This window comes from Glutamicibacter sp. (assembly GCF_032154645.1).
GTDB lineage: Bacteria > Actinomycetota > Actinomycetes > Actinomycetales > Micrococcaceae > Glutamicibacter.
This window is the reverse complement of record NZ_JALDXV010000010.1, coordinates 66516-81749: the sequence shown is the minus strand read 5'-3', so window position 1 is coordinate 81749 and position 15234 is coordinate 66516. Positions and strand designations below refer to the sequence as shown.

Genomic DNA, 15234 nt, shown 5'->3' with positions numbered 1-15234 from the left:
TGGCACGAACCAAAGTTCATGCCAGCGAATTTCGTTTTTGTGCCCAAGGTGGGACTCGAACCCACACATCTTTCGATACCGCATTTTGAGTGCGGCGCGTCTACCGATTCCGCCACTTGGGCGAGCACTTTGACTATCCTACTTGAGGTTTCGTAGATTTCCTAATCGAGAACCTCGTTCGTGTTTGCCGAGATAAGACTACATGCAAGTAGGCTTAGATACGAAACTGAGGCAACGGGGCTTCACGCTTGAAACCACCGAAAACTGCCCATCATGCTGGCAGGCATTCTTACAACGAAGGACGGCGCCGAATGAGCGAGTTACCAGAAGTCACCAGAATTCCCTCCGAGGCTGTTACCTCACCCCGCCGCGTCATCGTCGCCGAAGACGAGACGCTGATTCGCCTGGACATCGTCGAAATTCTGCGCTCCGAAGGCTACGACGTCGTCGCAGAAGCGGATAACGGGCAGAGTGCGCTGGAAAAGGCCCGCGAGCTCAAGCCTGATCTGGTGCTCATGGACGTGAAAATGCCTGTTATGGACGGCATTACCGCCGCCGAAGCAATCGTCAAGGAGCGCATCGCCCCCGTGGTCCTGCTCACGGCGTTCAGCCAAAAGGAACTGGTTGAGCGCGCCCGGGAGGCAGGCGCGATGGCCTACGTGGTCAAGCCATTCACCCCCGCCGACCTGACGCCCGCCATCGAGATTGCAATTTCCCGCAACGATGAGATCCGTGCACTGGAAGAAGAAGTCTCCTCGCTTTCCGAGCAGTTCGAGACCCGCAAGCTGGTGGACCGCGCCAAGAGCCTGTTGATCACCAAGATGGGTCTGAGTGAGCCCGAAGCGTTCCGCTGGATCCAGAAGACGTCGATGGACCGCCGCCTGAGCATGCGTCAGGTCGCCGAGACTGTGATCGATCAGGTCAAGTAGGTCAATTCGGGTTCGCCGACGGCCAGCGCGCTGTGCGTCAGCCCAATGTGGGCTGGCGCACATTTTGCGTCGTGCGGCGTGTGATCTGCATGACTGTTGTTGGGAATCGGATGCTTTGGACTACCTTGTTTACCTTCCGTTAACCTTTCGTTGGCATCGTAGACGCGTTGACGAACCTCCTTCGAGGCCTAAGATTGAAATTGCGCGTTGACAGCAATTTCAATGTCCCCTCCAATTCGCAGCATGGATCGGAAGCGATCCACCTTAATTTTCCTTGCCGTTCGACCCCTCAGGCTGGTATTCAATGGATTTGACGCTTATCGTCGTCCTGGTCATTGCCTTGGCGTTGTTTTTCGACTTCACCAATGGTTTCCATGACACGGCCAATGCGATGGCCACACCAATCGCAACCGGGGCAATCTCGCCGAAAAAGGCGGTTGCCCTTGCAGCAATTTTGAATCTTGTCGGTGCATTCCTTTCCACCGAAGTTGCCAAGACCATCTCCGGCGGCATCATCAACGAAGACCCCACCGGCGGCTCAGGCGTAGCCATTGGCCCTGCCATGATCTTCGCCGGTCTGATGGGCGCCGTGATCTGGAACCTGCTCACCTGGCTGCTGGGGCTCCCATCGAGCTCGTCGCACGCATTGTTCGGCGGCCTGGTCGGCGCAGCTATAGTCGGCGCCGGGTTCGACGCGGTGAACTACAGCGTCCTGCTGTCGAAGGTTCTGCTGCCGGCGTTGTGCGCCCCGTTGATCGCGGGCATCTCCGCGTACCTGTGTACGAAGCTTGCCTACTCGATTACGAAGCGATCCTCGGGCGCCTCACCGAAGCGCGGCGGCTTCCGCTACGGCCAGATCTTCTCCTCCTCGCTTGTGGCGCTGTCCCACGGCACCAACGATGCCCAGAAGACCATGGGCATCATCACCCTGACACTTGTTGCCTCGGGCATGCAGGATGCCGATTCAGGGGTGCATATTTGGGTCGTCGCAGCATGTGCTTTTGCCATTGCGCTGGGTACCTACACCGGCGGCTGGCGCATCATCCAGACCATGGGTTCGGGCCTGACCGACGTGAAGCCGGCTCAGGGCTTCTCCGCCGAGGTTTCCACGGCATCTGCCATCCTGGCATCCTCCCACCTTGGCTTTGCGCTGTCGACCACCCAGGTCGCCTCCGGTTCGGTCATCGGTTCCGGCCTAGGCCGCAAGGGCGCTGAGGTGCGCTGGGGCACCGCGGGTCGCATCGCGCTCGGCTGGCTCTTCACCCTTCCTGCGGCCGCCGTCGTCGGCGGTATCGCAGCATGGATCACGCACCTGGGCAACGTTGGCTTCTTCATCGTCGCAGTCTTGGGGTTGGCGGCAATGCTCACCATCTGGGTGATCTCCCGCAAGCAGCCTCATGACCACGAGTCGAACATTTCGGACATCGACAATTCGGGTGCAGCGGTCAACATCCTCACCAAGAAGGAACGCCGCGCCAAGGCGAAGGCAGAAGCAAAGGCCAAGCAGGCGGCGCTGCGCGCCAAGGCCGAACGCGAGGAAGCCGAAGAAGAGAAGGTTGACAACGCATGATCGACTGGACAGCATTTCTGATCGTTGCGATCGTCACCTGGGTTGCGGCCCTGCTGATCGTGGCAGCCTATTCGCTGGGCGTGCGCCTGTTGGCGGTGGCCAAGGACGAGGACACCAGTGCGGGCCTGAACAAGGCCGGGGCCTACGCCTGCTTCACCGTGTGCGGTTTGATCGTCGCCTTTGGCGTGATCCTGATCGTTCCGCAGCTTTCCGAGGCGATCCTAGGGTTCTCCTCAAGCCACTAGCGATTTGGCGCACCAGCGCCAACTGAATATTGCCTGAGATGGAGGCACCCCTAGACTAGAGCCATGACAAGCTTCAAGTACTACGTGGGTGCCTCCATCGATGGTTTTATCGCAGACCGGGATGGGGACGCGCATTGGCTCCAGCCTTTTGCCCAGCTGCCGGCGGTGAAGGAACATTTCCAGCAGTTCTTCAGCACCATTGGGGCCGTGGTGATTGGCGGCAAGACCTATGAGAACATCGCCCGCGACGTGGCCGAGGGCAAACTTGAATGGGCCTACGGGGACAAGCCGGTCTGGGTCTTCACGCACCATGAGCTGCCCACGGTGCCCGGGGCGGACCTGACCTTCATCCGCGGAGAGATCGGCTTCTGGAGCAAGGACATCGCGCGCAGCGCCTCCGTCGGAGATGTCTGGATCGTCGGCGGCGCGGACCTGGCTGGCGGGTTCGTGCAGGCAGGGCTGCTCGACGAGCTGGTGCTGGTGACGGTGCCGGTGCTCTTGGGCGACGGAGCGAATATCTTCGGCCGAGGCGTAGCCACGCAGCTGGCAGGGCTTGAAATTGAAGACCTCGGTCGAGACGTCGTCGTCAGCCGCTACACGGTGGGGTAGCCGCCCCGCACTGGCGGTGTCCGTCAGCCTGGGCGAACCCCGACCTCGGAGCCCAGAAATATGCTTTTAAAGTTACAAGGCCCGTTCCATCCGGCGTGGATGGAGCGGGCCTTGGCTGTGCCGGCAGCCTACTGCTGAACCGGCAGCATCATGTTGGTGATGCGGGCGGTAGCCACGCGGGCGCCCTCCTCGTTGGTGATGATGATCTCGTGGGTGGTGCTGCGCCGGCCCAAATGGATTGGGGTGCACTCGGCGTAGACCAGTCCGCTGCGCCCTGCCTTGTGATGGGTGATGTTCAGGTCCACTCCCACCGGGCTCGCCTTGCCGGCTCCATGCAGCGCGGCCGCCATCGAGCCCAGCGTTTCGGCCAGGGCGGCCGATGCGCCACCGTGCAGGATGCCCATCACCTGGGTGTTGCCCGCCACCGGCATGGTTGCGGTGACCTTCTCAACGGAGAAGTGCGTGAACATGATCCCCAGCTTGTCGGCCAGCCCGCCCAAACCGAACTTCGTCAAAAACGGCCAGAGGAATTCGGGGACGCCGTGCTCGGTCAGCTGCTGCGCAAACGGATGTGCCGAAGATTGCGCGGGTTGAGAAGTGAAATTGTCGCTCATGACAACTAGGCTTTCAGGTGTGAGCGAAACTACCAAACCGACCGAGGCGTCGGACAACAGACTGCTGATCATCGACGGGCACTCCATGGCCTTCCGCGCGTTCTACGCACTGCCGGCGGAGAACTTCGCAACGAGCACCGGGCAGCACACCAACGCCGTGCACGGATTCGTCTCCATGCTGCTGACCATGATCCGCCAGCAGAAGCCCACCCACGTGGCAGTCGCCTTCGACCTGGATACCCCGACCTTCCGCAAGCAGGAATACAGCGAGTACAAGGGCGGGCGCAACAAGACTCCGGAGGAGTTCTACGGCCAGATTGACCTGATCAAGCAGGTGATGGGCGCAATGAACATCCCAAGCATCTCGTTGGACCCCTTTGAGGCCGACGACATCCTCGCCACCCTTGCCACCCGCGGCGAGGACGCCGGCTTTGAGGTCCTCGTGGTCTCCGGCGACCGCGACGCCTTCCAGCTGATCACCGAACGCACCCTGGTGCTCTACCCGAAGAAGGGCATCAGCGACATTCCGCCGATGGACGCCGACGCGGTGGAGGCAAAATACTTCGTGCGCCCCGAGCGCTACTCCGACCTGGCCGCGCTGGTCGGCGAAACCGCGGACAACCTGCCAGGTGTGCCAGGCGTCGGACCGAAGACCGCTGCCAAATGGATCAACCAGTATGGGGACCTGGCAGGCATCCTTGAGAACATCGACTCCATCAAGGGCAAGGTGGGCGATGCGCTGCGCGAACACGTCGACAACGTCACCCGAAACCGCAGGCTGAACCAGCTGCGCCACGACCTCGAACTTGACGTCACCCTCGAAGACATGGAGCTGGAAGCTCCGAACCGTGAAGAGATCGAGAACCTCTTCGACGCTCTGGAGTTCAACACGCTGCGCAAGCGCCTGTTCGACCTGTTCGCCGCCCAGGAGGAAGAATCGGCGCCTGAGGTCGCCGAATTTACCCGCATTGAGTTTGCCGATGCTCCCGCGTTGCGCAAGTTTATCGATGCAGGCAAGGGCGCGGCCATTGCCGTGCACCCTGCAGTCGCCGGCGATGAGGCCGTGGGCCTTGCGCTATATCGCGGCCTGGAAGCAGCCTGGCTTGAACTCGCGTCGCTGGCTCCCGAACTGGAAACCGAACTGGCTTCCTTCCTCGCCGACGCCCAGGCGCCGAAGATCTTCCACGACGCCAAGGCCACCATGCACCTGCTGGCCGACCGCGGGCTGAGCGTGGCGGGGATCGCCGACGACACACTGATCAGCGCGTACCTGATCCAACCGGACCGACGCAGCCACGAACTGGGTGAATTGGTGGCGTACCACCTGAAGTATCAGGTTCCGGTGTACCAGGCGAAGAAGGGCGAACTGGACCTAGGTCTGGCCGGCGACCTTGCCGATCCAACGTTGGCGCAGGCGCAGGCCGTGTTCGACCTTTCCGCGTATCTGGACACGCAGCTGGCTGCAAAGCACGCGGATGCGCTGGCCCGCGAGATGGAATTGCCGCTGATTCCGGTGCTTTTCGCTATGGAGCGCGCAGGCATCGCGGTAAATCGCGAGAGGCTCAACGAGCTGCGCTCACACTTCACCGATCAGGTGGAAGCAGCCACCAATGAGGCTTTCAATGCCATCGGCCACGAGGTCAACCTCTCTAGCCCAAAGCAGCTGCAGGTGGTGCTCTTTGAGGAGCTGGATCTGCCGAAGACCAAGAAGATCAAGACCGGCTACACGACCGACGCCGAGTCGCTGCAGGACCTGCTGGTCAAGACCGGTCACCCGTTCCTGGTGGCGCTGATGGCCTACCGCGATGCGATCAAGCTGCGTCAGACGGTGGACGGGCTGCTCAAGGCGGTGCACCCGGACGGTCGCATCCACACCACGTACGCGCAGACCGTCGCCGCCACCGGGCGCCTGTCCAGCCTGAACCCGAACCTGCAGAACATCCCGGTCCGCTCCGAGGAAGGCCGCCGCATCCGCGACGTGTTCGTCGTCGGCGAAGGCTATGAGACGCTGCTGACGGTTGACTACTCGCAGATTGAAATGCGTATCATGGCGCACCTGTCCGGCGACGAGGGCCTGATCGAGGCCTACCGGAACGGCGAGGACCTGCACCGCTACGTCGGCTCGCGCGTGTTCAACGTCGAACCTTCGGAGGTCACCAGCGAGATGCGCTCCAAGGTGAAGGCGATGAGCTACGGCCTGGCCTACGGTTTGAGCAGCTTCGGGCTCTCCAAGCAGCTAAAGATCGGCGTCGACGAGGCCCGCAAGCTCATGAAGGACTACTTCGACCGCTTCGGCGCCGTGCGCACCTACCTGCGTTCGGTGGTCGACCAGGCCCGCAAGGACGGCTACACGGAGACTATTTTCGGCCGCCGCCGCTACCTGCCGGAGCTGAATAGCTCCGACCGCCGCCTGCGCGACATCGCCGAACGCGCCGCGCTGAACGCCCCGATCCAGGGGTCGGCCGCGGACCTGGTCAAGGTCGCCATGCTGCGCATCGCCGAAGAATTGTCGGCCGGCGGTTATGCCTCGCGCATGCTGCTACAGGTCCACGATGAACTGGTGCTGGAAATCGCCCCCGGAGAACTCGACGCCATCAGCGAACTGGTGACCCGTGAAATGGGCCACGCGGCGGATCTGCTGGTGCCGCTGGATGTCCAGCCGGGCATCGGTTCGACCTGGCACGAAGCCGCGCACTAACCGCAGGAACCATCGGGGTCCGGCGCCAGAACCGGCGCCGGGCCCCGTCCCTACCCACAGCACAACGCCACTTCCACGACAGCTTGGAGCGCATCATGAGCAACCTTGAGACCGTGACCTTCAACGCCCACGAGCTGCCAGCGGCACAACAGCAGCTGCTCACCGACTTCCAGATCTCCACCAGCATCGGGTTTTACGACGACGTAGCCGAGGCGGCAGGAGAGCAGACCTACCGCGAGATCGCCGCCGCCCATCGGCTGCGCTGCACCATGGTGTTCGACCGGTCAGCACAGGCGCCCAGCCGGCATGCCGCCGCTCCGGTGCACACCTATGCGTCGTTTCCGGGAACGCTGAACGCCGGCGGCCAACACCCCGTGGCCCTGCACAAGATTTCTGCCGTCACCGTCAGCCCGACGCACCGGCGCCGCGGCATCCTCTCCGCGCAGATGCGTGATGACCTAGCCTACGCCGCCTCGCAGGGATTCGCACTGGCGGGACTCACCGCCTCCGAAGCGACCATCTATGGCCGCTTTGGATTCGACGTCGCCAGCCGGCAGATCAGGTTTACCCTTAAATGCGCCGGGGGACTGAAGCTGCGTGGCCAGCTGCCCGGCAGCGTGGTAGACATCGACCCGGTGCAGTTCACCGACCAATATCGCGACCTTGCCTCCCGCGCCCAACAGGCCACCTTCGGCTCGGTGGACGGGGCCCTCTACGATGAAGGCTATGCACTGGGCCGCTGGGACGGTTATGAAACCCTGGCCAAGCCCAAGCAGATGCGCTTTGCCGCAGCCTACGACGAGCGGGGCATCCTCGATGGCTTCATCACCTACAAGTTCGCCGGCTGGGATCAGGACCCCGCCCGGATGGTGGTGCACAAACTCATCGCGGTCAACCCCGCAGCACGCATCAAGCTGCTGTCCTATGTTGCCAATCACGACCTGGTAGAAGAGGTGCACGCCTCCGGACCGGTGGACGACCCGCTGTTGGTGCTGCTCGAAGATCCACGCAGTTACAGTGTTCGCAGCCTGGAGGACGTGTTGTGGCTGCGGATATTGGATGTCTGCAAGGCCTTCTCGCAGCGCGGTTACCAAAATCAGGGCACTGTCGTACTCGACGTCGAAGATGACCTTGGATTTGCGGCCGGGCAGTTTCTGTTCGAGGTTGGTACTGACAGCGTCGACATTCGGGAACTTGGATCGGGGGAGAAGGTACGGCCGGAGGTATCAGTCTTCGCACTGAGCGCCCGCGAGCTGGCTTCGCTCTATTTGGGTACGACGAGCCTTGAGCGGCTGCTTGCCGTCGGACGGGCAACTCACACTCAGGGTTCGAATGTGAAGAACTTTGCGAAGTTGTTTGATACGACGGCTGAACCCTTCACGCTGCATGGGTTCTAAGCCGACTCGCAGCTGGGCGGGAATTTTGAACCGCGTGTAGTGAATTTCACAAAAGCACGGGGTGCATCTTGGTGGATTCCACTTTGACCCGATCTCTGGTAGGCGCGTAGACTTGATAAGCGTGCCGTGGTTCGCCATGCGCGCAGCAAGCTTTACCCACTCGAATCCCTGGGACTTCCGGGGGTTCGACTGATCAAATCTATCCACATCGGAGTCCCTACTACATGACCATCACCTCGAACGAGAACAACAGCGCACCAGTCGTCGCAATCAACGACATTGGATCTGCTGAGGACTTCTTGGCCGCAGTCGACGCCACCATCAAGTACTTCAACGATGGTGACCTCGTCGAAGGCACCGTCGTCAAGGTTGACCACGACGAAGTTCTGCTCGACATCGGTTACAAGACCGAAGGTGTCATCCCTTCCCGCGAGCTTTCCATCAAGCACGACGTTGACCCAGGTGACGTTGTCACCGTTGGCGATAACGTCGAAGCCTTGGTTCTGACCAAGGAAGACAAGGAAGGCCGCCTGATCCTGTCCAAGAAGCGTGCACAGTACGAGCGCGCTTGGGGCGACATCGAAAAGATCAAGGAAGAGGACGGCGTCGTTACCGGCACCGTCATCGAGGTTGTCAAGGGTGGCCTCATCCTGGACATCGGCCTGCGCGGCTTCCTGCCTGCATCGCTGGTCGAGATGCGTCGCGTTCGCGACCTGGCCCCGTACATCGGCCAGGAAATCGAAGCCAAGATCATCGAGCTGGACAAGAACCGCAACAACGTTGTGCTGTCCCGCCGTGCATGGCTCGAGCAGACCCAGTCCGAGGTTCGCTCGACCTTCCTCAACAAGCTGGAAAAGGGCCAGGTTCGTCCGGGCGTTGTTTCCTCCATCGTCAACTTCGGTGCCTTCGTGGACCTGGGCGGCGTAGACGGCCTGGTACACGTTTCCGAGCTGTCCTGGAAGCACATCGACCACCCATCAGAGGTCGTCGAGGTTGGCCAGGAAGTCACCGTCGAGGTTCTGGAAGTCGATCTGGACCGCGAGCGCGTTTCCCTGTCGCTGAAGGCTACCCAGGAAGATCCATGGCAGACCTTCGCCCGCACCCACGCACTGGGTCAGGTTGTACCGGGCAAGGTCACCAAGCTGGTTCCATTCGGTGCGTTCGTTCGCGTCGAAGACGGCATCGAAGGCCTGGTTCACATCTCCGAGCTGGCAGTTCGCCACGTTGAGCTGGCTGAGCAGGTTGTCTCCGTGGGCGACGAGCTGTTCGTCAAGGTCATCGACATCGACCTGGAGCGCCGCCGCATCTCGCTGTCGCTCAAGCAGGCTAACGAGGGCGTCGACCCAGAGGGTACCGAGTTCGACCCAGCACTCTACGGCATGGCTGCAGAGTACGACGAGGCCGGCAACTACAAGTACCCAGAGGGCTTCGACCCAGAGTCGAACGAATGGCTCGAAGGCTTCGAGACCCAGCGCGCTGCTTGGGAGGCACAGTACGCTGCCGCTCAGGAGCGTTGGGAAGCTCACAAGAAGCAGGTTGCCGCTGCACTGGCTGCCGACGCAGAAGCAGAGCCTGTTGCAGCCGAGGCTGCACCAGCTTCGTACTCCTCCGAGGCACCAGCAACCGACGCCGGCACCCTGGCTTCCGACGAAGCACTGGCTGCACTGCGCGAGAAGCTGACCGGCAACTAATTTCCCTGCTCGCCGGCCCCTGCGGCCGACGCAAGGAAACTAGCTTTCGCTAAGCAAAGAAGGTCCAACCCGATTCCGGGTTGGACCTTCGTGCCTTTAACGCTCCCTTGTATCTACTTCTCATCAGTAACGCTGATCTAGGCGTGGGAAAATAGCCCACGCGGTGGACCGGCGGAACCGACATCGCTCACCAAGGCAAGGGTAATTAATCACCTCAGCGTTTCTTTCATGAATACGTCGACATTGCGTGTGCCATTTCGTTCGCCCAGTGAGGAACAATGCTCTGCGGTGCCCCGAAGCATTCCGGCAGTCTGGCTGGGCGTCATGCTGTATGGATCGCGTTGGCTGCAGTTCTGTGGCTCTATTGCCTGATTTCGCCGAACGGTATCGAAGAATATGTCACCTTTACTGCCATTGCCTACTTCGGGTTCCTTGCGCTCGCACACTAGTGGGATTACTGCGCTTCGCCGCCTTGTTACGCTCGTGGAATCGGGACGCACACGGAAGGGTCGATGTCGCGCAGAGAAGCTTGAAGAGCGCTCGCTCAACAAAATTCTGCCGTCGGCTTTGTGGACCATGGCAGGATCAGTGCCGGTGCTGCCTGCGGTGAAAGTTTTCTGGAGGTACTTTGGGGAAGCGCAGATGGATTTCCAAGGCATCGATCGCGACTTATTCATTGAAGCCGCCGCCCGGAGTATCGTGCTCGTCGTGTGCCTGCCGCTGAGCACCTTCAAATGGACCGAAGCTCGTTGTGTACCGCTGACGGTATTGGAGATCCTTTTCAACCCGGCCGCTGGCCCGCTGGGATTCTTCGGTCTGGGCAACAGCATACAAGGCAAGGGTTATCGACCAGCAGATGGTCACCGGCCGAGATGTTGCACTGCACGCGGAGAGTGTTCAAGATCAACGACCATCCCTGCTTGATGTTCCGGTGTAAGCAAGGCGTGTTGTGGATGCCCCCGCTAAGCGGCGCGGCGGCGATTGATGGTATTACGCACCGGTGTCCCAGCGGGGTCCATGAAACTGGGCATGATCACCTTAGGCACTCCACCGTCCGGGATCACCTTGATCAGTCCCGCATGGACATCGTGATGGTGCGTTTCGCAGAGCATCGCACCCCAGAACACGGAGGTGACGCCTCCCTGCGACCAGAGCCAAATGTGGTGGACGCTGCATGATTCTGGATCCATAGTGCAGCCGGGGACGATGCAGCCGCCGTCGCGAATGCGGATGGCCAAGCGCATCGGGTCGGTATGGTAGCGCTGGCCGCGGCCAACATCGAGTACTTCACCTCGCCCGCCGAGCACCATCGGAATGATATTGGCCGAGGCGAGCATCTGGCGAAGTTCGGTGGCGCTGAGCGTGCGTCCGTGGGCAGTGATTCCGTGGGTTGACGCACGTTCCTCTAGCTCGGCAAGTGTTAGGGTGACCACGAGCTTCGGGGCGACGGTGGAGATGAGCAGGCTGTCATCGATCGGAGAGGGCGACGCGCCGTCGACGGTTGACTTGAGTAGGTGGCGCAGGCGCTGGGAATTGATGCGCAGGAAGTTCATCAGCGCGTTGAGCCTGCGTTGTGCAACCGATGGCAGTGCAGTACCTGGGTCATCTATCCATTCGTTCGCTGCTTCTTCGTCGCTGAGGAAGTCCGGGTGGTTGCTGGCCTGCTCCTGGCGGCCGAAGGCCCCGAAGATGACGTTCGCCTGCGGCTCTCGAGCGGCGTGCCCTGCCTGGGTGCGCGGATTGTCGGCTTGGGCGATCAGCGAAGCGAAGTACTCGGCATCGAGCGGTCCAAGCAACAGCTCGTAGCGTTGCAGCCCGGACTTGCTGCCCCGGTCGAAAAGTCCCGTGTGCTGCTGGTTTTCGTCCGCCACCGCTTCCTCACGAACCCTCTTGAAAACGTTGTTGACCTGCGCCCTGCGCGTGGTCGCGTCGGGCTCCTCAAGTGCTACATCGATCAGGTCTTCCATGAGGTTTCCAGCATCATCGCGTGCGGTGGCGTGGGTGATAGGAGAGTACTCGTCGGACGGTGGTTCAAGATTTTGCAGCCTGCGCGCTGCAGAAGCGAGTTCACTGCAGCGCTGGCGCGGATCGGCGAATCGCTCGGCGAGTCGGGTGAACTTCGCGGGGTGCTGCAGGTGTTGGAAGTCGAACTGGGCAATGAGCTGGTTGGCGCTGCGGACCCGGTCTCTGGCATCGAAATAGTTGATGTTGAGCCATGCCGACAGCAGCGTTTCGGGAGACTTGAACGTGGTGCGCCCGCCGGTGAGCTCAGACGGTGAGGTCCAGTCGAGTGCTTCCGGGGTGCGCGTGCGTTCCAGTTCCTGCGGGTCAAGTCCGTGGGCGGCCCCGGCCTGCAGCAGGTGGGCCGCATGGATCTGAGCCCGGTCGGCAGCATTGGCCGCGGCCTCGATGTGTTGGGCATAGGCCAGCGCAAAGCGCGGGTCTTGTTGCTGCGGAAGAACTGTCAGGAGCTCGGCGGCGAGCGAGGCAAGGGCCAGCAATGCGGCGGGATCGTGATCCGCGTCCGCATTGAGGTATGCGCGAAGCTGTGCCGCGCACGCTGTGGCTGTGTTGGTCATAAACACAGCATGACCCTGCAGGGTTTAGCGTCGCCGGACTTGCCGCCGACTGTGGAGAACTAGCGCGCGGTGCCTACTCGGCTGCGGACTCTGGTGGACGCCGTGACGGTGAAGGTCTTGTCACGTGCGAGCTGCTGCGTGGGGCCGACACGGCGTTCCAGTTCGCCGCGGTAGCGCAGGTGGGAGTTGAAAACGCAGATCAGCTGGCCGCCGTCGGCAAGTACACGGGCAGCCTCGTCGATCAGTTTGAAGGCAATGTCCGCGGTGACGGTGTTGCCGATATGAAATGGCGGGTTCAGCGTGATCAGCTGCGCGCTGGCGTCGGGCAGACGGGAGAGCCCATCGTCCTGGACCACGGTGATGCGTTCGGCAAGGCCGTTGGCCTGGGCGCCGGCGCGCGTGGAAGCGACGGCGGACGCAGAGTGGTCGGAGGCATCCACACGCAGCCGCGGGTAGCGCAGGGCGGCGACGATGCCGATCGAGCCGTTGCCGCAGGCGAGATCCAGCAGCCGCTCAGCGCCTGAAAGATCCGGAAGATGTTCCAGCAGCAGCCGGGTGCCTGGATCGAGCCGCGCGGAACCGAAGGTGGCCGCGCCCGCACGCAGGTTGACGTCGACCCCTGCCACGCTGTGGGTGGCGCTGACCGGAAATCGGGAGGCGGGAAGTACGTCACGGATCCGGCGAGCGGTGAGGACGCGGGACTTCTGCCGGGCCAACGATACGTCGAGCCGGGCGAAGTGTTCGTCGAACACCTGGTTCATCGAACGGTTCATGTGTTTGATGCGCCCTCCCGCGTGGAGGACCAGTTCGGGGGCCGCCGCGGCGGCGATGGCATGCACCTGTTCGGCCAGCACGTCCAGCCCGCGCGGCAGGGCCATGAGCAGCAGGGTCGAGTCGGCCGCCACGGTCTGTAGCGGGCGGAATTCAATCCGCTGGACTAGATCCGGCAGCAGCCGTCGGGCGTTTGCCTCGATGGCGCGGCGGGAGGTGAGCGAATCGGTATGCACGAGGACCTGGCGGGCGCCGAGTGCCAGCGCGCCCAGGGTCAGCGCGCCGTAGTGGTCGCCGACCACGCTCAGGCTGCGCTCCCAGCTGGACCCGTCGGCGGCCAGCTGCGCGTCGCAGGTGTCCAGCAGGAGTCGGTCCGCAGCATCGACGGCGAAGAGGTTGGGGGCCACGACATCGGGCCAGCGGCGCAGCGCGGCCAACAGGTTGTCGAGTTCGATCGTTTCACTCATGCAATATCCACCCATTTGGTCGCGGTGGGGCGCGCGGTGCCGGCCCCGGAGGTCAGGGTTGCGATGAATTCGGCTAGCTGCGCCGCCGTTGCATCGGTGTCTTCAATGCCTAGATGCAGCACTGCGTGTTCGGCCTCCCACACCGTGGCCTCCATTTGGTAGCCAGCGGCGCGAAGATCGTTCTCATAGCGCGGGGCCAGGGCATGGTCGGCATCCAGGGTGAAGATGCGCAGGCGCTGGCGGGGGATCAGCGTTGCCGCATCCAGCGCTTGGGAGACCGAATCGGAGTAGGCGCGCACCAGTCCGCCGGCGCCGAGCTTGATGCCGCCGAAATAGCGGACCACCACGGCCAGGATGTCAGAGAGCGGCGATCCGTCGGGGGTGTCGCGCTTGGCCAACGCATCGAGCATCGGGATGCCGGCCGTACCCGAGGGTTCACCGTCGTCGTTGGAGCGCTGGGTCATCCGGTCGGCCCCGAGGATGAAGGCGCTGCAGTGGTGCCGGGCGTCGAAGTGGGTCTTGCGCAGGGCGGCGATGGCCTCGCGCGCCTGCACCTCGGATTCAACCCGGTACAGGTAGGTGATGAAGCGGGAGCGTTTGATTTCCACTTCGTGCACGCTGTCTGCCGACGGAACGGTGTACCGAGTCGCGGTCGAATCGTTGGAGTCCATTGCCACCATTTTATCTTGTGGCGCGCGCAGGTTTTCCTCAAGGATTCCCCAAGGGCTCGACTCGATCCCAACGCACCGGAGAATAAGCCGATACTTGCACATCGCAACCTTATTTCAGCTTGATTTATCCCTCAAATAGGGCATTGACGCGGTGCGGTGCCGGTGAGAAGATAATGCCCGAGCAGGCATCTGCAGGGACTGGATCCTATGTGCTGGGGGAGTTGCCGATGGTGGGTGTGTACGAAATCGAGCTGTTGGACCGTTGGCGTTTATTGGCCGATGGCGAGCCGATTCGGCTGCGGCTGCGCGAGCAGCGGGTGCTGACCCTGCTGGTGCTACAAGGTTCGGTCTCCCGGCGTCGGCTGGCAGGTATGCTCTGGCCGGAAACCACCGAGATCCGCGCCGCGGATAGCCTGCGGGTCAGCCTGTGCCATATTCATCGGCAGAGTCCAGGGGTGCTGCGCTGCGAGGACGGTTGGGTGGAAGTCGATCCAGCGGTCGTGGTGGATCTACGCCTGCTGAGCTGTCGACTGGAGACCGCGTTGCTCGACCCAGGCGGCGAAAGCCTGCTGGAGGATGTCTTTCTGGCCACTCGTGAATTGCTGCCCGACTGGGATGAGCCGTGGCTTTATGAAGAGCAGGAGGCGCTGCGCCAACTGCGGCTGCGCGCGCTGGAAGCCGTGTCGCGACATCTGCTGGGACTGGGGCTGCAGCATCGTGCCTGGCAGCTGGCGCAGACAGCGCTGCGTTTGGACCCCATGCGCGAGTCGGTGGCAAGCATCATTGCCCGTGCCGAATCCGGACAGGGCAATAATGCCTCTGCCACCGCCGGACTGCTGCAGTTCATCAGCCGGTTGAAGACCGAACTCGGGGTGGAACCCGGTCCTGAATTATTAGATACCCTCACCCAGCTGCGCCGCGTCTAGGTGCCGGGCTGTGTAGCGGCTGCCCGGCACACCGACCCGAGTCGAAAACCAGCGTCCGGTGCGGGGC

The 15234-nt window shown here is 62.2% G+C and carries 13 protein-coding genes and 1 tRNA gene; 9 read left to right on the top strand and 5 right to left on the bottom strand.

All coding sequences use genetic code 11. The annotated features are described in order from the left end of the window. Window positions 1-40: 40 nt before the first annotated feature. Window positions 41-122: transfer RNA gene (locus RUH64_RS10370), tRNA-Leu, on the bottom strand. 189 nt (window positions 123-311) lie between these two features. On the opposite strand from RUH64_RS10370, the gene RUH64_RS10365 reads away from it, so the two are divergent. The 4 genes from RUH64_RS10365 to RUH64_RS10350 all read left to right on the top strand — a co-directional run bounded on the left by RUH64_RS10365 (window position 312) and on the right by RUH64_RS10350 (window position 3353). Next, window positions 312-929, top strand: coding sequence for a response regulator (locus tag RUH64_RS10365; RefSeq protein WP_313813176.1), 618 nt, complete (start codon window positions 312-314; stop codon window positions 927-929). Between the two features lie 304 nt (window positions 930-1233). Further along, window positions 1234-2499 carry an inorganic phosphate transporter gene (locus RUH64_RS10360; protein ID WP_313813173.1) on the top strand — a complete coding sequence of 422 codons (1266 nt, stop codon included), beginning with the start codon at window positions 1234-1236 and terminating at the stop codon, window positions 2497-2499. Continuing rightward, window positions 2496-2744 carry a hypothetical protein gene (locus tag RUH64_RS10355; RefSeq protein WP_313813171.1) on the top strand — a complete coding sequence of 83 codons (249 nt, stop codon included), beginning with the start codon at window positions 2496-2498 and terminating at the stop codon, window positions 2742-2744. Before RUH64_RS10360 ends, RUH64_RS10355 begins: the two co-directional genes overlap by 4 nt. A 63-nt stretch (window positions 2745-2807) precedes the next feature. Further along, window positions 2808-3353: a dihydrofolate reductase family protein gene (locus RUH64_RS10350; RefSeq protein ID WP_313813169.1), complete on the top strand. Its 546-nt coding sequence runs from the start codon at window positions 2808-2810 to the stop codon at window positions 3351-3353. Between the two features lie 128 nt (window positions 3354-3481). On the opposite strand, the gene RUH64_RS10345 is transcribed toward RUH64_RS10350, so the two are convergent. Further along, on the bottom strand, window positions 3482-3967 hold the full coding sequence (locus tag RUH64_RS10345; protein WP_313813167.1) for a hotdog fold thioesterase: 486 nt from the start codon (window positions 3965-3967) through the stop codon (window positions 3482-3484). On the opposite strand from RUH64_RS10345, the gene polA reads away from it, so the two are divergent. The 4 genes from polA to RUH64_RS10325 all read left to right on the top strand — a co-directional run bounded on the left by polA (window position 3966) and on the right by RUH64_RS10325 (window position 10677). Continuing rightward, the gene (polA, locus tag RUH64_RS10340) at window positions 3966-6665 is read left to right on the top strand and encodes a DNA polymerase I (protein WP_313813165.1); all 2700 of its coding nucleotides are present in this window, start codon (window positions 3966-3968) and stop codon (window positions 6663-6665) included. The genes RUH64_RS10345 and polA overlap by 2 nt on opposite strands. A gap of 95 nt (window positions 6666-6760) precedes the next feature. Next, the gene (locus RUH64_RS10335; RefSeq protein ID WP_313813163.1) at window positions 6761-8062 is read left to right on the top strand and encodes a GNAT family N-acetyltransferase; all 1302 of its coding nucleotides are present in this window, start codon (window positions 6761-6763) and stop codon (window positions 8060-8062) included. Between the two features lie 224 nt (window positions 8063-8286). Next, window positions 8287-9753 carry a 30S ribosomal protein S1 gene (gene rpsA, locus RUH64_RS10330; protein WP_141364560.1) on the top strand — a complete coding sequence of 489 codons (1467 nt, stop codon included), beginning with the start codon at window positions 8287-8289 and terminating at the stop codon, window positions 9751-9753. Window positions 9754-10329: 576 nt separating this feature from the next. Next, window positions 10330-10677, top strand: a complete 348-nt coding sequence (locus RUH64_RS10325) for a hypothetical protein (protein WP_313813159.1) — start codon at window positions 10330-10332, stop codon at window positions 10675-10677. A gap of 38 nt (window positions 10678-10715) precedes the next feature. Here the strand turns inward: RUH64_RS10325 and RUH64_RS10320 are convergent, their stop codons facing one another. Genes RUH64_RS10320 through RUH64_RS10310 form a run of 3 tightly spaced genes read right to left on the bottom strand, consistent with a single transcriptional unit; the run spans window position 10716 to window position 14241 of the window. Continuing rightward, window positions 10716-12332: an HNH endonuclease signature motif containing protein gene (locus tag RUH64_RS10320; protein WP_313813157.1), complete on the bottom strand. Its 1617-nt coding sequence runs from the start codon at window positions 12330-12332 to the stop codon at window positions 10716-10718. 59 nt (window positions 12333-12391) lie between these two features. Next, complete coding sequence (locus RUH64_RS10315; RefSeq protein WP_313813156.1) at window positions 12392-13570, bottom strand: methyltransferase; 1179 nt, start codon at window positions 13568-13570, stop codon at window positions 12392-12394. Continuing rightward, window positions 13567-14241 carry a YigZ family protein gene (locus RUH64_RS10310; RefSeq protein ID WP_313813153.1) on the bottom strand — a complete coding sequence of 225 codons (675 nt, stop codon included), beginning with the start codon at window positions 14239-14241 and terminating at the stop codon, window positions 13567-13569. The genes RUH64_RS10315 and RUH64_RS10310 overlap by 4 nt, the downstream gene beginning before the upstream one ends. A 173-nt stretch (window positions 14242-14414) precedes the next feature. Between RUH64_RS10310 and RUH64_RS10305 the strand changes: the two genes are divergently transcribed. Further along, window positions 14415-15167 carry a bacterial transcriptional activator domain-containing protein gene (locus RUH64_RS10305; protein WP_313813151.1) on the top strand — a complete coding sequence of 251 codons (753 nt, stop codon included), beginning with the start codon at window positions 14415-14417 and terminating at the stop codon, window positions 15165-15167. Window positions 15168-15234 lie beyond the last annotated feature (67 nt).